Source organism: Streptococcus sp. 1453, from assembly GCF_013276955.1.
GTDB lineage: Bacteria > Bacillota > Bacilli > Lactobacillales > Streptococcaceae > Streptococcus.
Genome location: NZ_VMLZ01000024.1, coordinates 27,959 through 46,969 on the forward strand (window position 1 = coordinate 27,959; position 19,011 = coordinate 46,969).

Genomic DNA, 19,011 nt, shown 5'->3' on the forward strand with positions numbered 1-19,011 from the left:
GGGATGATTTTAAGTGAAAATAGAGAAGATGAGTTAAGAAAATTTGCGACTAAAATCCGATTAAATACTCTTAGAACATTGAATCATCTTGGATTCGGTCATTATGGAGGGAGTCTGTCTATAGTAGAAGTTTTAGCAGTGCTTTATGGTGAAATAATGCCGATGACTCCAGAAATATTTGCATCACGAGATAGAGATTATTTTGTTTTATCCAAGGGACATGCTGGACCGGCTTTATACAGCACACTCTATTTGAATGGTTTCTTTGACAAAGAATTCTTATATTCTTTAAATACAAATGGAACCAAATTACCGTCTCATCCTGATAGAAATCTAACGCCGGGCATAGATATGACAACTGGCTCTTTAGGACAGGGAATTAGTGTTGCAACCGGACTTGCATATGGTCAGAGAATAAGAAAAAGTCCCTTTTATACTTATGCTATTGTTGGAGATGGTGAGTTAAATGAGGGACAATGTTGGGAGGCTATACAGTTTGCTTCTCATCAACAGTTATCTAATTTAATTGTATTTGTAGACGATAACAAAAAACAATTAGATGGTTTTACAAAGGATATTTGTAATCCAGGTGATTTTGTAGAAAAATTCTCAGCATTTGGATTTGAATCCATTAGGGTCAATGGTTCAGATATTAGAGAAATTTATGAAGGGATTGTCCGATTAAAACAGTCAAATGATTCATCCCCTAAGTGTATTGTATTAGATACTACTAAAGGTCAAGGAGTTCGAGAGCTGGAAGAAATGAAATCCAATCATCATCTTCGCCCTACTGTAGAGGAGAGACAAATGTTAACTTCAGTTGTAGAAAGATTAAGTCAGGAATTGGAGGAAACAGAATGATGAGAAGTACGAAAGAATTACGACATGTGTATAGAGATTTCCTTCTAGAGGCTAACCAAAGTTATTCTGATATAGTAGTTTTAGAAGCAGATTTGTCAAGTTCTATGGCTACTAATAATCTTGAAAAGGACTTTAGAGACCGTTATGTGAATGTTGGAATCATGGAAGCAGAAATGGTCGGGCTTGCAGCAGGTTTATCTATTCAGGGGTTTAGACCTTATCTTCATACATTTGGCCCTTTTGCTTCACGAAGAGTATTTGATCAATTATTTATTTCTCTTGGATACGCACAATTGGATGCCACTGTGATTGGATCAGATGCAGGAGTAACTGCAGAAATGAATGGTGGGACACATATGCCATTTGAAGAAATTGGATTGTTACGTTTAATTCCTAAATCAATCATTTTCGAAGCAACTGATGATATCCAATTTCGTGAAATCTTGAACCAGACATTAGACTTAAAAGGACTAAAATATATTCGAACAATTAGAAAAGCTCCAGAGGCTGTATATCAAGGTGGAGAAGATTTTTCTAAAGGCTACATTGAGTTAAGACACGGTGAAGATGTTGTAATAGTTGCTTCTGGCATAATGGTTGCTCCAAGTATTCGAGTTGCGGATGAACTGTTTAAATTAGGTTATTCAGTAGGTGTGATAGATTTATTTAGAATCAAACCGATACCAGAACAGATAAAAACAATGTTAAGTGGAAAAACTATATTTACTGTAGAAAACCACAATCAGATAGGTGGAATTGGCAGTGCTTTATGTGAATTATTCTCTGATGATGGAATAACAAAAATTCATCGGATGGGTGTTCAAGAAAGATTCGGTCAAGTAGGGAAAATGGATTATCTTCTTAATGAATATGGTTTGAGTGAATCGAATATAAAAGAGAAAGTTCTAGAGTTTTATAATGCAAGATAGATGTTAAATACACTTATCTGAAAGAACTTCTGTAAAAATTACATTACGTTATTTAAAGCAAGCGGATTAAAAGCATATTCTGGTAATCAGAAAGTGCCCTGATCCGCTTTGTTGTTTTTAATTTAAAATGTTTATATGTGTATAGAATTTTCTGAAAATTCAAGAATTTTCTTCTGTTCATTGCCTTTAAAATGTGCTATAATAGTAAAAACTGAAATGGGAGGGATAAGATGACTGAATTAGATAAACGTCACCGCAGTAGCATTTATGATAGTATGGTTAAATCACCAAACCGTGCTATGCTTCGTGCGACTGGTATGACAGATAAGGACTTTGAAACACCGATTGTGGGAGTGATTTCGACTTGGGCGGAAAATACACCATGTAACATCCACTTGCATGATTTTGGGAAATTAGCTAAAGAGGGTGTCAAATCTGCAGGTGCTTGGCCTGTGCAGTTTGGAACTATTACTGTAGCGGACGGGATTGCTATGGGAACGCCTGGTATGCGTTTCTCTTTGACATCTCGTGATATCATTGCGGACTCTATCGAGGCGGCTATGGGTGGTCACAATGTGGATGCCTTTGTTGCTATCGGTGGTTGTGACAAGAACATGCCTGGTTCTATGATTGCCATTGCTAATATGGATATTCCAGCAATTTTCGCCTATGGTGGAACTATTGCACCGGGAAATCTTGATGGCAAAGACATCGACTTGGTTTCTGTTTTTGAGGGGATCGGAAAATGGAACCACGGTGACATGACGGCTGAGGACGTAAAACGTCTTGAATGTAATGCCTGCCCTGGCCCTGGTGGCTGTGGTGGTATGTATACTGCTAATACAATGGCGACTGCTATTGAAGTTCTCGGTATGAGTTTACCAGGGTCTTCATCTCACCCAGCGGAATCAGCTGATAAGAAAGAAGATATCGAAGCAGCAGGACGTGCTGTTGTCAAGATGTTGGAGCTCGGTCTCAAGCCATCAGATATCTTGACTCGTGAAGCCTTTGAAGATGCTATCACTGTAACCATGGCTCTCGGTGGTTCTACAAACGCCACTCTTCACTTGCTTGCCATTGCCCATGCTGCCAATGTTGACTTGTCTCTTGAGGACTTCAATACGATTCAAGAGCGTGTGCCTCACTTGGCCGACTTGAAACCATCTGGTCAGTATGTCTTCCAAGACCTCTACGAAGTCGGTGGTGTGCCTGCGGTTATGAGATACCTCTTGGCAAATGGTTTCCTTCATGGAGACCGCATTACATGTACTGGTAAGACTGTAGCTGAAAACTTGGCTGACTTTGCAGACCTTACACCAGGTCAAAAAGTTATCATGCCACTTGAAAATCCAAAACGTGCAGACGGTCCGCTTATCATCTTGAACGGGAACCTTGCCCCTGATGGTGCGGTTGCTAAAGTATCAGGTGTTAAAGTGCGTCGTCACGTTGGTCCAGCTAAGGTCTTTGACTCAGAAGAAGATGCGATTCAGGCCGTTCTGACAGATGAAATCGTTGATGGCGATGTAGTCGTTGTTCGTTTCGTTGGACCTAAAGGTGGTCCTGGTATGCCTGAGATGCTGTCACTTTCATCAATGATTGTTGGTAAAGGTCAAGGAGACAAGGTTGCCCTCTTGACAGATGGACGCTTCTCTGGTGGTACTTATGGTCTGGTTGTTGGACATATCGCTCCTGAAGCTCAGGATGGTGGACCAATTGCCTACCTTCGTACAGGCGATATCGTTACGGTTGACCAAGATACCAAAGAAATTTCCATGGCCGTATCCGAAGAAGAACTTGAAAAACGCAAGGCAGAAACAACCTTGCCACCACTCTATAGTCGTGGTGTCCTCGGTAAATATGCCCATATCGTATCATCTGCTTCACGCGGAGCCGTGACAGACTTCTGGAATATGGACAAGTCAGGTAAAAAGTAAATTCAAAAAGCAAGCCAACTTTGGCTTGCTTCTTTTCATCTTCAAAAGTAATTTACCTGCTTAACGAGGTGGCAGTCCAAGGGCAATGCGGCCGTAGCGACTGATTCGTGTAATCTTCCAGGCAGGCGACCAGGTAACTTCAACCTTGACATCTTCGATACCCTCGATTTGTTTCAGACCTGCCACGATTTCGATAGGCAGGCTTTCGGCGCAATCGCAGGCGGTGTCGGTGAAGGTCATGACAATCTTACAGAGGCCTGTTTCGTCTAGATTGATCTCATAAATCAGCCCTAGATTGTACACATCCAATTCCACATCTGTATCAAAAACCTTCTCTAGTTTTTCGATAATTTGGTCTTGCAAGGCCAAAGCCCGGTCATTGATTTTGATATCGTCTCTCATTACAGTCCCTCCACGTGATAAATATCCTCTATTTTCTCATAATTCTGACAATTTGGCAAGTTTTTGATGAATTTTCTGAAAAAATATGATAATATAAAGAAAACACTGAATCAAGGGGAAGCCTATGGAGCAGATTGGAAAAGTCTTTAGACAATTACGAGAGTCAAGAAATATCTCGCTGAGACAAGCAACTGGGGGACAATTTTCGCCGTCTATGTTATCTCGCTTTGAAACAGGTCAGAGTGAGCTTTCGGTGGAAAAGTTCTTATTTGCCCTAGAAAATATATCTGCTAGTGTAGAGGAAATTCTCTTTCTGGCGAGAGGTTTTCAGTATGATACAGATTCTGAGTTGAGAAAAGAAATCATAGATGTCTTGGATCCAAAGAATATAGCTCCGCTTGAGGACTTGTATCGCAGGGAGTATCAAAAGCATGCCCATTCTCACAATAAACAGAAACATATTCTAAATGCCATTATTATCAAGTCTTATATGAAGAGCATGGATGAAAGGGTAGAGTTAACAGCAGAGGAAGGGAAAGTTCTTCATGATTATTTGTTTTCTACCGAGATTTGGGGAATCTATGAACTCAATTTATTTTCAGTCAGTTCACCATTTCTATCTGTTTCTCTTTTCACTAGGTATGTTAGAGAGATGGTACGTAAATCTGATTTCCTAATGGAAATGTCTGGCAATCGAAACCTTTTTCACACTATACTATTGAATGGCTTTTTAGCCAGCATTGAGTGTGAAGAATTTACCAATGCCTCTTATTTTAAACGTGTTATCGAAGAGCATTTCTACAATGAAAATGAAACCTATTTCCGAATTGTCTATTTGTGGGCGGAAGGTCTCCTTGATAGCAAGCAAGGTAGAGTCAAGGAAGGTCAGAAAAAGATGGAAGATGCTGTCCGTATTTTTGAGATGCTTGGCTGTAATAAATCTGCCGAATACTATAGAAATACGACCGATTGTTGAATATCTGCAAACTAAGAAAATCATTTGAAATTTTAAGCGATAGAATTGTTGACCTCTCTCGTGTCACTGGAGAAATTCTATCGTCTCTTTTTACTTATTTTTTTGTTGCATATATTCAAAAGTTTTTCCTCTAAAATTTCTAAGTGCTATACTATAGTCATACTTCACATAAAACTTATACTCTTCGAAAATCAAATTCAAACCACGTCAGCTTCACCTTGCCGTACTCAAGTACAGCCTTCGGCTAGCTTCCTAGTTTGCTCTTTGATTTTCATTGAGTATTTGAACAAGAAGGGAGATTACCTATGAAACTATTGTTCAGAAATCAAGCTTATCGTCTCTTGACTTTGTCACGCTTCTTCAATGCTTTTGGTGCTTCGATTTTCAACCTGGTCTTTATCGTCTATGCATCGACCTTGCCACAAGCCTCTTTTGCTGTTGCTATGGCGAATATTGTCATGATTGTTCCGACTCTCTTTACAGTTTTTGTAGGGATTCGGGCAGATTACACGAGGGCCAAGGTCAAATGGATGGTCTATAGCGGTTTGTTTCAGGCGGTTTTATTTTTTCTAGCAGCCCTAGTTGTTCAGCAAGCTAGTCTCTTTGCCTTTTCTAGCCTGTGTTTAATCAATGTCATTAGTGATGTCATCAGTGATTTTGCAGGTGGTTTGCGCATGCCTCTCATTAAGGAAAAAGTAGCTGAAGATGATTTGATGGAGGCTTACTCTTTTTCCCAGTTCATTACCTATATTTCAGCTATTGGTGGTCAAGCTTTTGGAGTCTGGCTCTTAGGTCTATCGGTCAACAATTTTTCCCTCGTTGCGGGAATCAATGCCTGTTTCTTCCTAGTATCAGCCGTCATCCTCTTTTTAGGAAAAAGCAAATTGAGCCTGTCAATTTCATCTCCTGATGGTGAATCACTAAAAAATGAGAAGCTTTCTATCAAAGACCAGTTCCTAACGATTTATCGGAATTTACGTCTCGTTTTTCTTAAAGGTGGACAGAAAAACTTTGGTTTTATGCTCTGTGCTGTCTTGCTTATCAATGCCTTGGGTGGCGCTTTAGGAAGCATCTATAACATCTTCTTTTTGAGCCATTCTCTTTTGGACTTTTCTTACACAGAGGCATTATTTATCAGTCAAGTCTGTGCTTTGTTAGCAATCATCATCAGTAGCCTTACGGGCAATGATTATTTTGGGAAGCAGTCCTTGCCTAGATTGATGATGTGGGTGACCGTAGGACTCAGTCTAGTTGGTCTAGCTAATTTATTCAATCAAGTCGTACTTGGTTTACTATTTCTCTGTTCAACTCTGTATGTGTCTGGTAAAGTTCAACCAAAGATTAGTGCCATGCTCCTGAAAAATCTAGCTCCAGAGGTTCTAGCTCGTACCAGTAATTTTTTAGGTTTATTGTTCACCTTATCCATACCTGTGGGAACAGCCTGTTTTTCACTTGTAGCCGTATGGAATATACAGTTGACTTGGATGCTATTTGTTGGTCTTTCCTTTCTGGCTATTTTTTTGACAGTTATTAATCTCAAAAATGATATCTAATACTCTTCGAAAATCTCTTCAAACCACGTCAGCGTCGCCTTACCGTACTCAAGTACAGCTTGCGGCTAACTTCCTAGTTTGCTTTTTGATTTTCATTGAGTATAAATCCTAATTTTTTCTTACTGTTTTAATCCCTTTATTTATGGTAAAATAAGACTATTAAGTTTAAAGAGGATTCCCTATGAAATTACAAAAACCAAAAGGAACGCAGGATATTTTACCTGCTGAATCTGCCAAATGGCAGTACGTTGAGGGCTTTGCCCGTGAGATTTTCAAGCGCTATAACTATGCAGAAGTGCGCACGCCTATTTTTGAACATTATGAGGTCATCAGTCGCTCTGTCGGAGATACAACGGATATCGTAACCAAGGAAATGTACGATTTCTATGACAAGGGTGACCGTCATATTACCCTCCGTCCAGAAGGAACTGCGCCCGTTGTCCGTTCCTATGTGGAAAATAAACTCTTCGCCCCAGAAGTGCAAAAACCAAGCAAGTTCTACTACATGGGCCCTATGTTCCGTTACGAGCGTCCACAGGCAGGGCGTTTGCGCCAGTTCCACCAGATCGGAGTTGAGTGTTTTGGATCTAGCAATCCAGCTACCGATGTGGAAACAATCGCGATGGCAGCCCATTTCTTGAAAGAAATCGGTATCCAAGGTGTCAAATTGCACCTCAACACTCTTGGAAATCCTGAGAGCCGTGCAGCCTACCGTCAAGCCTTGATTGACTATTTGACACCGCTCAAGGAGACCTTGTCTAAGGATAGCCAACGTCGTTTGGAGGAAAATCCTCTTCGTGTCTTGGACTCTAAGGAAAAAGAAGACAAGGTAGCAGTAGAGAATGCGCCTTCTATCTTGGACTTCCTTGATGAAGAAAGTCAAGCTCATTTTGATGCTGTGCGTCAGATGTTGGAAAATCTTGGAGTAGACTATATTATCGATACCAATATGGTGCGTGGTCTTGACTACTACAACCACACCATTTTCGAGTTTATCACTGAGATTGAGGGGAATGACCTGACAGTCTGTGCGGGTGGTCGTTACGATGGTTTGGTTTCTTACTTTGGAGGCCCGGAAACTGCTGGATTTGGTTTTGGACTTGGTGTAGAGCGCCTGCTTCTCATTCTTGAAAAGCAAGGTGTTGCTCTTCCTATCGAAAACGCCCTAGATGTCTATATCGCAGTCTTGGGAGACGGAGCAAATGTAAAAGCCCTAGAACTAGTCCAAGCTCTTCGCCAACAAGGTTTCAAAGCAGAGCGTGATTACCTTAACCGTAAACTCAAAGCTCAGTTCAAGTCAGCTGATGTCTTTGCAGCTAAGACTCTCATCACCCTAGGTGAGAGTGAAGTCGAAAGCGGACAAGTAACGGTCAAGAACAACCAAACCCGAGAAGAAGTGGAAGTTGCGCTTGAGACAATCAGCCAAAACTTCTCAGAAATCTTTGAAAAACTAGGCTTTTAATAGCAGATAAACTGGTCAGGAATCTATTCCTGACCTTTTTCTTTTGCAAAATGACAAAAATCATAAACTTTTTGATAAATATGCTTGTCAAAAAGAAAAAGATGTGTTACAATATAAGCAAGTTAAGAGAAAAGGAGAAAGGAATGCTTAAAAATCGTCTAAAAGAGCTTCGGGCTCGCGATGGTCTCAATCAAACCGAACTGGCCAAGTTAGCAGGGGTTTCCAGACAGACCATTAGCTTACTAGAACGGGACGAATACACCCCGTCCATTGTGATTGCCTTGAAAATATCTCAGATTTTCAACGAAACAGTCGAATCGGTATTTCGCTTGGAGGAGGATGAGTGATGAACAAGTATAAAGTGGTTTATTATGTAGTTGTCGCAGCTCTATTCGTCAGCGTATTTCTACTGATTGGGATAGACTTAGGTTGGTTTAGTCCCTATCAAAGTGACCAATTTATTTGGGCCTACTTTGCTCTTATCCCAGTAATTGACTGGATTGAAAAGAAATCCCAAAATTTAGCAAGTGAAAAAGGAGAATGAATATGAAAAAGAATAAGAAAGGTGGCTTGTTATTTTTAATGTCTATTGTCTTGGGAGGTTTCTTGTACATATTTGTAGATATGTTGAAGGCTGGTGCCGAATCCCACGGAATTATGTTAGATGTAAAAATCTTGATACCATGGATATCAGCTATTTGTTTACTGATAGGTTTCATTAGCATTCTTTTGACGTTCAATTTCTTAAAGAAAAGCAGAAAATTTCACTCCTTGTATCAAGAGGAAATGGATGATGATCTGAATGAAACCTATTATGTGCAGATGTATCGGAATCTCGAGTTTGGAACTATTGCTTTTAATAGTGCAAGCGTAGCGATTTTATTGGCTCTCTTCATTTCAGGAAGTGAAGTAATTGTACTCGATATAAGCCATATAACCTTATCCCTTTCCTTTTTGGGGTTAGTGTTAGTTTTAAATGCTCAAAAATATCTTTTTAAGACCATTGCTATTGTTCGTCAGTTTGATTTGGCATTTTTCTCTACACCAAAGGATGTCATGGACTTTATCAATTCTTACGATGAAGGGGAGCGCCAGGCTAATTTGGAACAGAGTTTTCGGATTTTATTCCAATTACATCAGTATGTCTTGCCAACCTTGTACTTTCTGATTGCTCTCTTTTCCTTACTGACAGGAGAGATTCAGCTACTAGCTTTCGTACTTGTCGGAGCCATCCATGTTTATATCAATGTGATGCAGTTACCTATGGTAAAACGCTATTTCAAATAAAGGAGTTTCTATGATTCGTGTTGAAAATGTAAGCAAAAGTTTTGGGAGCAAAAAAGCTCTTCATCAGATTTCTTTTGAGATTAAGGAGGGTGAAATCTTTGGTTTTCTTGGCCCTTCTGGCTCAGGTAAAACAACCATGATCAATGTCTTAACAGGACAGTTGGCTGCAGATCAAGGTAAAACAGTTTTGTTAGGCAAGAATTCTCAAGATTTAACCTCAAATGATTTGGAACAAATTGGTATTGTTAGTGATGGCAGTGGTTTTTATGAAAAGATGAGTCTTTATAAAAATCTTCTCATCTATGCTAAGTTATATGGCCTCAAGGCAGATAGAGTAGTTCAGGTGCTTCAACAGGTTGGATTGGCAGATGCTAAAGATATTATTGCAGAAAAGTTATCTACTGGAATGAAACAACGAATGTTCTTGGCTCGTGCCCTTCTGAATGCTCCTAAGATTCTCTTTCTAGATGAGCCAACCAGTGGCTTAGACCCTACAACATCTAAGATGATTCATACCCTACTTCAAGAATTAAAGCAGGCGGGGACAACTATCTTTCTGACCACGCATGATATGAATGAAGCAACTCTGCTTTGTGATCGCTTATCTCTTTTGAATAAGGGTAACCTAATAGAGTATGGAAGTCCGCAAGATATCATCCAGAAGTACCATGTGGATAAGAAAGTACGTGTGGTTTATAACGACGGACGAGAACAGATAGTTCCATTTGATGAATTACCACATTTAGACACGACAGATTTGATGGTGGTTCACTCTTGTGAGCCAACTTTAGAAGAAATCTTTATCAGATTGACAGGAGAAAAGTTAGATGTTTAGAAAATTAAATGCCCTACTATGGTTAAGATTACAAGTTCTTATCAGCAATTCAACTTTGTTGGCGACTCTATTGTTGCCTTTTGGACTGGCTGTTCTATATAATGAGTTCTTAAACAAGAGTGGAGAATTGAGTACGTATTTCCTTTCTATGAGTTTGACGATGGTCTTGAGCATGGGAAGTGGTTATATGGTATCGATTATGATGGCAGAAGATAAGGAAAAGCGCAATCTTAAATCACTCATCCTAAGTGGTGTGACAGCAACAGAATATACTTTCAGTATGCTCATTCTCCCTCTGTTGATTATGTTGCTTGGAATGATTTTACTACCAATCTATTTTAAAGTGGATGTATCAGGTTACTTATTGGCCTATGTTATCTATTTGGTCTTAGCAGCTATTAGTGTTATTTTTCTCAACCTTCTAATCGGTGCAGTGTCAGATACTCAGTCTAAAGCGCAAGTTTATAGTATGTTTCCTGTGTTTATCGTCTCTTTTTTACCCATGATTGCTCTTCAAAATGATACGGTTCAGAAAGTGTTGGATTACTCTTTTATTGGTCCAATTGTAAATCTTTTAAATAAAAAAGGTGGGGAAATATCTTTTTCTAATATTGGTATGTTACTTGCCTGGGTACTTGTGTTAGGAATAGCGAACCTCTTTGTATTGAAAAATAGCTATAAAGCAAGATAGGAGATTTATATGAAACTACTTAAAAACCTCGGCTGGTTTCTTCTAGCCATTCTATCTTTTCTGGTTATCTATGGGACCGTTCAAAGTGGGGCTGTAGAAGCTTTGAAACTGGGCGCTTCGCCCTATGCTACTACCTTGCTTTATGTGGCCTTGGCTGGAGTATATGTGTACGTCATTTATAAATGGTACCAGAAAGCTCCTGTTCATATTGAGAAGAGTGGCTTTAACCGATTTATTTGGCTCCCTGCCTTGGTTTGGTTCTTATCTCTGGTTGTCCAGTTTTTCTTGCCAAATGATCCTTCAGTAAATCAACAAACAGCGATAGACTTGACCTTGTCTCAACCCCTTTTCTCATTCTTTGCGGTCGTTATTTTTGCTCCTTTGACGGAAGAGCTTATCTTTAGAGGGATGTTGGCACGCTATCTCTTTCCTAAGCAGGACAATAGTAAACAAACTCTGCTTTTCCTTCTGGTAACAAGTGTTCTATTTGCCTTGATTCATTTCCCAGGAACTTTGCAACAGTTTTTGGTTTATGCTAGTCTAGGATTGAGTTTGGGGCTGGCTTATGTAAGTCGAAAAGGTCTTCTTTACAGCATTTCTCTTCACGCTTTGAATAATTTAGTGAGCTTTTTGATGATTCTCATGCTATAATAGAGTCAGGAGGTCACATGAAACGAGTAATTTTATTAGCAGTGATTCAAGCAGTCGTTCTATTTTTCATCATTGGAGCGCTAGCTTATGCCTTTAAGGGCGATTTCTTCTATAACTATCTAGCAGTCGTCTTTGCCCCTATTGCAGGTGTCTTGCGCTTTGGGACAGCTTACACAACGGAAATTGTCTTGCCTCGAAAGGCAGCCGAAATTGCTGAAAAGCGTAAAGCAGGCAACAATTCAAAATAAAAGAGTCCGATGAACTTCATCGGATTTTTGTATGGGCGTCAATTTTTAGAGTCTTCACTTGATTTTTAAAGACTGGCAAACTTTTCTGATGATTTTCATGAAGAGCCTGCGCTTTTATGGTAAAATAGTAACAGAATAAAAGAGGAGAGAAACAATGAAACGTAGTATGTATGCTGGTCGTGTTCGTGAGGAACACATCGGACAAGAAATAACCTTGAAAGGATGGGTTGGCCGTCGTCGTGACCTTGGTGGTTTGATCTTTATCGATCTTCGTGACCGTGAAGGAATTATGCAGTTGGTTATCAACCCTGAAAAAGTATCTGCAGAGGTCATGGCAACAGCTGAAAGCCTTCGTAGCGAATTTGTTATCGAGGTGACTGGACAGGTCGCTGCGCGTGAGCAAGCCAATGATAAGTTGCCAACTGGTGCAGTTGAGTTAAACGTGACAGCTCTGACAGTGCTTAATACAGCTAAGACAACCCCATTTGAGATTAAGAATGGCATTGAGGCCAATGACGATACACGTTTACGTTACCGTTACCTTGACCTTCGTCGTCCAGAAATGTTGGAAAATCTTAAACTTCGTGCTAAAGTGACCCACTCTATCCGCAACTACTTGGATGAGTTGGAGTTTATCGACGTGGAGACACCATTCCTTTCTAAGTCAACGCCTGAAGGGGCGCGTGACTACTTGGTGCCATCTCGTGTTAATAAAGGGCATTTTTACGCTCTTCCTCAAAGTCCACAAATCACGAAACAGCTCTTGATGAATGCTGGTTTTGACCGTTACTATCAAATCGTTAAATGTTTCCGTGACGAGGACTTGCGTGGAGACCGTCAGCCTGAATTTACTCAGGTCGACTTAGAAACGTCCTTCCTTACTGAGCAAGAAATCCAAGATATCACAGAAGGTTTAATTGCGCGCGTGATGAAGGAAACAAAAGGAATTGAGGTAACTCTTCCTTTCCCACGTATGAAGTATGATGATGCTATGGCTCTTTACGGTTCTGACAAGCCAGATACCCGTTTTGACATGTTGCTTCAGGACTTGACAGAAGTGGTCAAAGGTGTAGACTTTAAAGTCTTTTCAGAAGCACCTGCTGTAAAAGCAATTGTAGTCAAAGGAGCTGCGGACAACTATTCACGTAAAGACATCGACAAGATGACGGAAGTAGCCAAACAATATGGTGCCAAAGGTCTTGCTTGGGTCAAGGTTGTTGATGGAGAATTAAACGGACCAGTTTCCAAGTTCTTGACTAGCATCCAAGCAGAATTGACAACAGTGCTTGCACTTGAAGATAAGGACCTCGTTCTCTTTGTGGCGGATACGCTTGAAGTGGCCAATGCAACACTCGGTGCCCTTCGTGGACGTATTGCCAAAGAGCTTGGTTTGATTGATGGCGATAAATTCAACTTCCTTTGGGTGGTTGACTGGCCAATGTTTGAATGGTCTGAAGAAGAAGGCCGTTACATGAGTGCCCACCATCCGTTTACTCTTCCACAGGAAGAAACAGCTCACGAATTAGAAGGTGACTTGGCTAAGGTTCGTGCCATTGCTTACGATATCGTCTTGAACGGTTATGAGCTTGGTGGTGGTAGCCTTCGTATCAATCAAAAAGACCTTCAAGAACGCATGTTCAAGGCTCTTGGTTTCTTAGCCGAAGAAGCAAACGATCAGTTTGGTTTCCTTCTTGAAGCCATGGACTATGGTTTCCCACCACACGGTGGTTTGGCTATCGGGCTTGACCGTTTTGTCATGCTCTTAGCAGGAGAAGAAAATATCCGTGAAGTTATCGCCTTTCCTAAGAACAACAAGGCAACTGACCCAATGACACAAGCTCCTTCAACAGTCGCTCTCAAACAACTAGAGGAACTCAGCTTACAAGTAGAAGAAGATGAAACAAGCAAAACGAATTAAGCGGTGGCGCTATTATCTGCGCCGCTTTGCTTATCAGATAAAAATTTTACGTGTCTTACAAAGTATCTCTCGGGAAAAATATGACGAGAAGATTTCAGCTTCTCTGGTATATGGTTTTCTATCAGCAGTAGCGGTCAATTTCTTTTTCCAACCAGGGCATGTGTATTCGAGTGGTGCGACAGGTCTGGCACAGATTATCTCTGCCTTGAGTAATCACTGGTTTGGTTTTCATATTCCGATTTCGCTAACCTTTTACGCCATTAACTTCCCTTTGATGGTCTTGGCCTGGTATCAGATTGGGCATAAGTTCACTGTTTTTACCTTTATCACGGTGTCCATGAGTTCCTTCTTTATCCAGTTTGTCCCTGTGGCAACCTTGACGGAGGATCCCATTATCAATGCCCTTTTTGGGGGTGTTGTCATGGGCTTGGGGATTGGTTTTGCTCTTCGAAACAATATCTCCAGTGGTGGAACGGATATCGTCAGCCTGACCATTCGCAAGAAAACAGGTAAGAACGTCGGTAGTATTTCTTTCTTGGTAAATGGGACCATCATGCTGATAGCAGGTTTGACCTTTGGTTGGAAATACGCTCTTTACTCTATGATTACCATCTTTGTTTCTAGCCGTGTGACAGACGCGGTCTTTACCAAGCAAAAACGCATGCAGGCCATGATTGTGACCAATCATCCAGAGAAGGTAATTGAAAAAATCCATAAAAAATTGCACCGCGGAGCAACCATGATCCACGATGCAGAAGGAACCTATAATCACGAGAGAAAGGCAGTTTTAATCACTGTCATTACACGTGCAGAGTTTAATGAATTTAAACAGATTATGACACAAGTGGACCCAGGTGCCTTTGTCTCTGTATCAGAGAATGTTCATATTCTAGGAAGATTTGTTGAGATAGATAACTAGTGACTAGTACTTAAAATGAGTCTTCCCACAATAAAACGCAGACTATCAAGTTTTTAATACCTGATAGTCTGCGTTTTTTGCTTTTAAAGACTTTTTGCCCAGTCTCTTATTTTTCAATAATTTTGTGGGCAATCAACTGGCGGTAGCAGATTTGTCTATTTTCTTTAGAATCATTGATGATGCAGAGAATAGTTTCTAAAGAAGTGCGTCCGAGGGCTAGGCTATTGATATCTATATAGGCTGCCAAATTGAGCTTAGGATTAACCGAGTCAAAGCTGAGAACAGGGACATCCAGCTGGTGTTTGGCAATATAGTCACAGACCCCTTCAGCTAGGAGGCTATCGGTTGTGATGATGGCATCAATTTGTGGATCGTGCTTGAATAATCGCTTGCTAAATTTATAGCCCTTTTCTTCCAGAAACTCGTCTGCAAAGTAGATGCGATTGGTGTCAGTGGTAAGTTTGTAATGTTTAAGCGCCTGTTCATAGCCTGTTAAACGGTCTTTGGTCACGAAGAGCTTTTTACTTCCTCCGATAAAGGCAATGCGTTTGCAGCCTTTTTTGATGAAATATTCGGTTGCATCAAAACCAGCTTGAACATTGTCGTTGTCGACAAGTGGGATGAAAGGAGATAGAGATTTACCTAAGATAAGGAAGGGGAACTGTTCTTCTGCTACGAGTTTTACAAGAGGGTCTTCTTCTTGGGCATAGAGAAAGATTAGCCCATCTACACGCTTGCCGTAGACCATTTGTGAAATAGCGTTGAGACGCTCTTTTTCATCTTTCCCTGTTGCTATCTGAATGGCATAGTGATTTTCAGATGCGACTTGAGAGATGCCACGTAGAACCGATGGAAAGAAAGGATTCTGGTAGAAGGCATCTGAGTCATCAGGAAGAACCAAACCAATCACCTGAGTATAGCTACTTACCAAGCTACGAGCGTTGAGGTTGGGGTGGTAATTGAGCTCTTTCATAGCCTTGCGAACGCGTTTTTTTGTTTCGTCGCTAATGGTTGATTTATTTTGAATAACACGGGTTACGGTTGAAGGCGAAACACCAGCAGCCTTGGCCACGTCTTTAATCGTAACGGGCATAAAAATCTCCTATTTATGGTAATCTGGGTCACGGAAATGTGTTTTATAAAAGATAGTGACCAGATAAAGGACAAAAAGAATGTTTTGTACAGTAATCAGGGTTGTCATATTTTGGCCAAATAATCCCAAAATAAGTGTAATCAGAGTTGGTAATCCTAAACAGTTCAAGATAAAATGGTAGCACTCTTTAAAGGTTCTAAATGAAAAGAGGCGTGATTTCTTAGTGATATAAAGGAGAAGACTCGCCCCTAGAGAGACGATAAAGAAATTCAAACCAAAGAGGAAGCTAGCACCGAGAACTAGGAAGAGACTGATATAGACACGATTCTGTTGGTACCAGTCTTTAGAAATGGCTTGGGTCAAGCTATCCTTGCTTTTGAAACTCTCAGTCTCAATCGCCCGGTAAGAGATACGAGTCAGTTCCTTACTTTCCTTGCTGATGACTAGCTCATTCGTATCGAAATGCAGTTGCAAGTCCTTAGGTAACTCCTTACTTTGACTTGGACCGATCACAATAGAAGGTGTTTGATTGGCAGTTCCTGTATAAGTAAATTTACCATCAACAATTCTAGCATGTTCAGAGAGATCCTGGACAACCTCATCTGTCAGAGGTTCATAGACATTATCGATAAAAGTTTCTAGCGGATAGGTCTCCTGAGAGCTGTTTTGAATGGCAATGGGTACCATAGACAAGCTGATAAGGAAGATACTGGTAAAGAGTAGTTGAAACCAGTTGAGCCCGAAACGTTTGGACAGGGGCTTACGAAATCCCCAAATACTTGAAAAATAGGAAAATGGATATGGAAGCATAGGTATCTTTCTAAAAGGTGTTTTCTATATGAGTATTATTATATAGAGAAATGCGCTTTATTTCAAGTCTAGGAGAAAATTGCTTGTTGTAAGGATCTTACTTACAGTAACAATCGCTAATATTCAATGAAAATCAAAGTGCAAACTAGAAAGCTAGCCGCAGGTTGATCAAAACACTATTTTGAGGTTGCAGATGGAAGCTGACGTGGTTTGAAGAGATTTCCGAAGAGTATAAAATGAAAAAGGGTGGCGGGGATATATTATCCCTTGTCGCCACCACTTGTGAGTCCTGAAACAAAGTTCTTTTGTAGGAAGAAGAAGAGAATACAGATTGGAAGGGCGATGAGGATAGCACCTGCTGAGAAGTAGGCAATCTTCAAGTTTTTCACATTGCTGACGAAGGTTTGGAGACCTACGGCAACAGTAAAGTATTCTTTCTCACGAAGCAAGAAACTAGAGAGGATGTAGTCCCCAAAAGGTCCCATGAAGGCCCAGAGAGCTTGTACGGCAACCATTGGGCGAACAAGTGGAAGAACAATTTGCCAGAAGCGGCGGAAGTGTCCTGCACCGTCTAGTTTTGCAGATTCGTCTAAAGACATTGGCACTGTATCGAAGTAGCCTTTCATGAGCCAAGCATTCATCGGGATACCACCACCAACGTAGAGGAAGATGAGGAACCAGCTGTGGTTAAGGGCGTTCAACATAAGTGCCATAACGAAGAAGGCTGTCAAAGCGGCCATGGTTGGCACCATTTGGATAATCAAGAAGAAAACCAAACTTTGTTTACGAGCCAAGAAGTTGTAACGGCTGTAAGCATAACCAGCAAGTACGATAATACTTGTTTGAACAGCCATGGTAATCAAGGCGATAATCAAGGTGTTGAGGTACCAAGTACCGTACAAGGTTTCAGTGAAGAGGCCTTTAAAGTTATCAAAATTGAGGTCGATATTAGTATCTAGTTTAAAGGCTGAGACATTACCTGCTTTAAAGGCTGACATGATGGTAATCAACAGTGGATAGATAATGACAATTGATAGACCAATCAGGTAAAGGTATGTAAGGGTTTGAGTCAGTCTACGTTTGAGTTTAATTGAGTTATTCATCTTAGACGTCCTCCATATCAAATGCGTGTAGTTTCTTGAATGCGATCATAGAGATTGAGATGACAATGATAGAGATAATCAAGGTAACAGCTGCCGCCATTGAGTATTGAGGAGATGTACCTGTTGTCAAACGGTAGATCCATGAGATCAAGATATCGGTTGAACCAGCTCCACCTCCGACGCTACCAGGTCCTCCACCATTGAAGAGGTACATGATAGAGAAGTTGTTAAAGTTGAAGGTGTATTGGCTAATCAAAGTAGGTGCTGCAACAGCCAAGATCATTGGGAAAGTGATGTTGCGGAATTTTTGCCAAGCATTAGCACCGTCAATATAAGCTGCTTCGTAAAGGTCGTTAGGAATAGATTGCAAGATACCCAAAGTCAAAACGTAGATATATGGGAATCCAAGCCAACCTTGCATCATAATCAAGGCAACCTTAGTCCAAGTAGGGTCTGTTTTCCAAGGGATAAGAGCCCCATCAAGGAATGGAAGGAATTTAGCAAAGATCGGCAAGACTTGAGTGTTGATAGCTCCGACACTATCGTTAAACATGTTTGAGAATGTCAAGATAGTGATGAAGGCTGGAACAGCCCAAGGAAGAAGGAAAATAACACCAAAGATACGTTTTCCTTTGATAAATGGTTGGTTAGCAATGATAGCTGTGAAGATACCAATCACGATCTGTAAAGTTGAGGCAGATAAAGCCCAAATGATAGTCCAAGAAAGAACAGAACCAAAGGCAGAACGGAAGGTACTCAAGCTCCAAATGTTTGTAAAGTTGGTCAAACCAACCCAGTCCAACAATTTGTTTGGTGGCAAGTGTTGGAAGTCGTAGTTGGTAAAGGCAATCATCAAGGTTACGATAACTGGGAAGATGATTGCAAAGGTCATGGCAATGTAAGATGGAATGATCAAGAGGTAAGGGAAACCATTTTCATAGATTCCTTTGACCATTTCTTTAAAGGTAAGTGCTACTGGAATGCCATTATTAATGTGTTTAGCAGTTGTATGAGCATCTTTGATATTTGAGAAATAAAAGAGTACATAAACAACTACAAAGATTAAATGGAAGGCACCGCGAATCAGCATAAAGAGGGAATTGTCACGACCTGGTTTGTCACCAAGAGTGATGAGATTGCTCAATTCAGGGGCTGCAAGTGCTAGGAAATAAAGGACAAATACGATGGTTACACCAAGGAAGATAAAACCTTTGGCTTTTTGTTTATTGTAAATCTGTCCTAACCCAGGAATGATAGACAGCAGGGCTGCTTTACTAGGTTGTTGCTTTTCCATAATAACTCCTTTCATAGGATACTGGTTTCTAGATAAAACCTAAAC

Annotated in this window: 20 protein-coding genes; 15 read left to right on the plus strand and 5 right to left on the minus strand. The window is 40.5% G+C overall.

What is annotated here, in order from left to right:
- Nucleotides 1-3: 3 nt before the first annotated feature.
- The 3 genes from HW098_RS09915 to ilvD all read left to right on the plus strand — a co-directional run bounded on the left by HW098_RS09915 (nt 4) and on the right by ilvD (nt 3,724).
- Nucleotides 4-861 (plus strand): transketolase, encoded by an 858-nt coding sequence (locus HW098_RS09915; RefSeq protein ID WP_000603569.1) that lies wholly within the window; start codon nt 4-6, stop codon nt 859-861.
- The gene (locus HW098_RS09920; protein WP_000986407.1) at nt 858-1,790 is read left to right on the plus strand and encodes a transketolase family protein; all 933 of its coding nucleotides are present in this window, start codon (nt 858-860) and stop codon (nt 1,788-1,790) included. Before HW098_RS09915 ends, HW098_RS09920 begins: the two co-directional genes overlap by 4 nt.
- Nucleotides 1,791-2,020: 230 nt before the next feature.
- Nucleotides 2,021-3,724: a dihydroxy-acid dehydratase gene (gene ilvD, locus HW098_RS09925; protein WP_000137346.1), complete on the plus strand. Its 1,704-nt coding sequence runs from the start codon at nt 2,021-2,023 to the stop codon at nt 3,722-3,724.
- 60 nt (nt 3,725-3,784) lie between these two features.
- Here ilvD and HW098_RS09930 read toward each other — a convergent pair whose 3' ends face one another.
- Nucleotides 3,785-4,126, minus strand: coding sequence for a metal-sulfur cluster assembly factor (locus tag HW098_RS09930; RefSeq protein ID WP_001204052.1), 342 nt, complete (start codon nt 4,124-4,126; stop codon nt 3,785-3,787).
- Nucleotides 4,127-4,250: 124 nt separating this feature from the next.
- Here HW098_RS09930 and rgg point away from each other — a divergent pair, with 124 nt between their 5' ends.
- The 12 genes from rgg (at nt 4,251) to HW098_RS09990 (ending at nt 14,666) form a co-directional block, all read left to right on the plus strand.
- Nucleotides 4,251-5,102 carry a quorum-sensing system transcriptional regulator Rgg gene (gene rgg / locus HW098_RS09935; protein WP_024056776.1) on the plus strand — a complete coding sequence of 284 codons (852 nt, stop codon included), beginning with the start codon at nt 4,251-4,253 and terminating at the stop codon, nt 5,100-5,102.
- Nucleotides 5,103-5,407: 305 nt separating this feature from the next.
- A complete protein-coding gene (locus tag HW098_RS09940) occupies nt 5,408-6,655 on the plus strand; it encodes a transporter (protein ID WP_176139995.1) in 1,248 nt (415 codons plus the stop codon).
- 181 nt (nt 6,656-6,836) lie between these two features.
- Entirely contained in the window at nt 6,837-8,117 is a 1,281-nt protein-coding gene (gene hisS, locus HW098_RS09945; RefSeq protein ID WP_176139996.1) for a histidine--tRNA ligase, read from the plus strand.
- Between the two features lie 143 nt (nt 8,118-8,260).
- Nucleotides 8,261-8,464, plus strand: a complete 204-nt coding sequence (locus HW098_RS09950) for a helix-turn-helix transcriptional regulator (protein ID WP_084945484.1) — start codon at nt 8,261-8,263, stop codon at nt 8,462-8,464.
- Entirely contained in the window at nt 8,464-8,661 is a 198-nt protein-coding gene (locus HW098_RS09955) for a hypothetical protein (RefSeq protein ID WP_049550907.1), read from the plus strand. Before HW098_RS09950 ends, HW098_RS09955 begins: the two co-directional genes overlap by 1 nt.
- 2 nt (nt 8,662-8,663) lie before the next feature.
- Nucleotides 8,664-9,404 (plus strand): DUF3169 family protein, encoded by a 741-nt coding sequence (locus HW098_RS09960; protein WP_049550908.1) that lies wholly within the window; start codon nt 8,664-8,666, stop codon nt 9,402-9,404.
- A gap of 10 nt (nt 9,405-9,414) precedes the next feature.
- On the plus strand, nt 9,415-10,239 hold the full coding sequence (locus tag HW098_RS09965) for an ABC transporter ATP-binding protein (RefSeq protein ID WP_024057248.1): 825 nt from the start codon (nt 9,415-9,417) through the stop codon (nt 10,237-10,239).
- A complete protein-coding gene (locus tag HW098_RS09970; protein ID WP_020903388.1) occupies nt 10,232-10,930 on the plus strand; it encodes an ABC transporter permease in 699 nt (232 codons plus the stop codon). The genes HW098_RS09965 and HW098_RS09970 overlap by 8 nt, the downstream gene beginning before the upstream one ends.
- 9 nt (nt 10,931-10,939) lie before the next feature.
- A complete protein-coding gene (locus tag HW098_RS09975; RefSeq protein ID WP_020903389.1) occupies nt 10,940-11,581 on the plus strand; it encodes a type II CAAX endopeptidase family protein in 642 nt (213 codons plus the stop codon).
- A 17-nt stretch (nt 11,582-11,598) separates the two neighbouring features.
- A complete protein-coding gene (locus tag HW098_RS09980) occupies nt 11,599-11,829 on the plus strand; it encodes a hypothetical protein (RefSeq protein ID WP_000832185.1) in 231 nt (76 codons plus the stop codon).
- A gap of 154 nt (nt 11,830-11,983) precedes the next feature.
- Nucleotides 11,984-13,747 (plus strand): aspartate--tRNA ligase, encoded by a 1,764-nt coding sequence (gene aspS / locus HW098_RS09985; RefSeq protein WP_176139997.1) that lies wholly within the window; start codon nt 11,984-11,986, stop codon nt 13,745-13,747.
- Nucleotides 13,725-14,666 carry a YitT family protein gene (locus HW098_RS09990; RefSeq protein ID WP_173218843.1) on the plus strand — a complete coding sequence of 314 codons (942 nt, stop codon included), beginning with the start codon at nt 13,725-13,727 and terminating at the stop codon, nt 14,664-14,666. Before aspS ends, HW098_RS09990 begins: the two co-directional genes overlap by 23 nt.
- 106 nt (nt 14,667-14,772) lie before the next feature.
- Here HW098_RS09990 and HW098_RS09995 read toward each other — a convergent pair whose 3' ends face one another.
- The 4 genes from HW098_RS09995 to HW098_RS10010 form a co-directional block, all read right to left on the minus strand.
- The gene (locus HW098_RS09995; RefSeq protein WP_050261020.1) at nt 14,773-15,759 is read right to left on the minus strand and encodes a LacI family DNA-binding transcriptional regulator; all 987 of its coding nucleotides are present in this window, start codon (nt 15,757-15,759) and stop codon (nt 14,773-14,775) included.
- Between the two features lie 9 nt (nt 15,760-15,768).
- Nucleotides 15,769-16,569, minus strand: a complete 801-nt coding sequence (locus HW098_RS10000; RefSeq protein WP_176139998.1) for a DUF1189 domain-containing protein — start codon at nt 16,567-16,569, stop codon at nt 15,769-15,771.
- A 260-nt stretch (nt 16,570-16,829) separates the two neighbouring features.
- Nucleotides 16,830-17,672, minus strand: coding sequence for a sugar ABC transporter permease (locus HW098_RS10005; RefSeq protein WP_001065647.1), 843 nt, complete (start codon nt 17,670-17,672; stop codon nt 16,830-16,832).
- 1 nt (nt 17,673) lies between these two features.
- A complete protein-coding gene (locus HW098_RS10010) occupies nt 17,674-18,966 on the minus strand; it encodes a sugar ABC transporter permease (RefSeq protein ID WP_000414961.1) in 1,293 nt (430 codons plus the stop codon).
- Between the last annotated feature and the right edge of the window lie 45 nt (nt 18,967-19,011).

Bases quoted from the DNA above. Each gene is read 5' to 3' on its own strand.
- HW098_RS09915 (WP_000603569.1), top strand. From the start codon at position 4: ATGATTTTAAGTGAAAATAGAGAAGATGAGTTAAGAAAATTTGCGACT.
- HW098_RS09920 (WP_000986407.1), top strand. From the start codon at position 858: ATGATGAGAAGTACGAAAGAATTACGACATGTGTATAGAGATTTCCTT.
- ilvD (WP_000137346.1), top strand. From the start codon at position 2,021: ATGACTGAATTAGATAAACGTCACCGCAGTAGCATTTATGATAGTATG.
- HW098_RS09930 (WP_001204052.1), bottom strand. From the start codon at position 4,126: ATGAGAGACGATATCAAAATCAATGACCGGGCTTTGGCCTTGCAAGAC.
- rgg (WP_024056776.1), top strand. From the start codon at position 4,251: ATGGAGCAGATTGGAAAAGTCTTTAGACAATTACGAGAGTCAAGAAAT.
- HW098_RS09940 (WP_176139995.1), top strand. From the start codon at position 5,408: ATGAAACTATTGTTCAGAAATCAAGCTTATCGTCTCTTGACTTTGTCA.
- hisS (WP_176139996.1), top strand. From the start codon at position 6,837: ATGAAATTACAAAAACCAAAAGGAACGCAGGATATTTTACCTGCTGAA.
- HW098_RS09950 (WP_084945484.1), top strand. From the start codon at position 8,261: ATGCTTAAAAATCGTCTAAAAGAGCTTCGGGCTCGCGATGGTCTCAAT.
- HW098_RS09955 (WP_049550907.1), top strand. From the start codon at position 8,464: ATGAACAAGTATAAAGTGGTTTATTATGTAGTTGTCGCAGCTCTATTC.
- HW098_RS09960 (WP_049550908.1), top strand. From the start codon at position 8,664: ATGAAAAAGAATAAGAAAGGTGGCTTGTTATTTTTAATGTCTATTGTC.
- HW098_RS09965 (WP_024057248.1), top strand. From the start codon at position 9,415: ATGATTCGTGTTGAAAATGTAAGCAAAAGTTTTGGGAGCAAAAAAGCT.
- HW098_RS09970 (WP_020903388.1), top strand. From the start codon at position 10,232: ATGTTTAGAAAATTAAATGCCCTACTATGGTTAAGATTACAAGTTCTT.
- HW098_RS09975 (WP_020903389.1), top strand. From the start codon at position 10,940: ATGAAACTACTTAAAAACCTCGGCTGGTTTCTTCTAGCCATTCTATCT.
- HW098_RS09980 (WP_000832185.1), top strand. From the start codon at position 11,599: ATGAAACGAGTAATTTTATTAGCAGTGATTCAAGCAGTCGTTCTATTT.
- aspS (WP_176139997.1), top strand. From the start codon at position 11,984: ATGAAACGTAGTATGTATGCTGGTCGTGTTCGTGAGGAACACATCGGA.
- HW098_RS09990 (WP_173218843.1), top strand. From the start codon at position 13,725: ATGAAACAAGCAAAACGAATTAAGCGGTGGCGCTATTATCTGCGCCGC.
- HW098_RS09995 (WP_050261020.1), bottom strand. From the start codon at position 15,759: ATGCCCGTTACGATTAAAGACGTGGCCAAGGCTGCTGGTGTTTCGCCT.
- HW098_RS10000 (WP_176139998.1), bottom strand. From the start codon at position 16,569: ATGCTTCCATATCCATTTTCCTATTTTTCAAGTATTTGGGGATTTCGT.
- HW098_RS10005 (WP_001065647.1), bottom strand. From the start codon at position 17,672: ATGAATAACTCAATTAAACTCAAACGTAGACTGACTCAAACCCTTACA.
- HW098_RS10010 (WP_000414961.1), bottom strand. From the start codon at position 18,966: ATGGAAAAGCAACAACCTAGTAAAGCAGCCCTGCTGTCTATCATTCCT.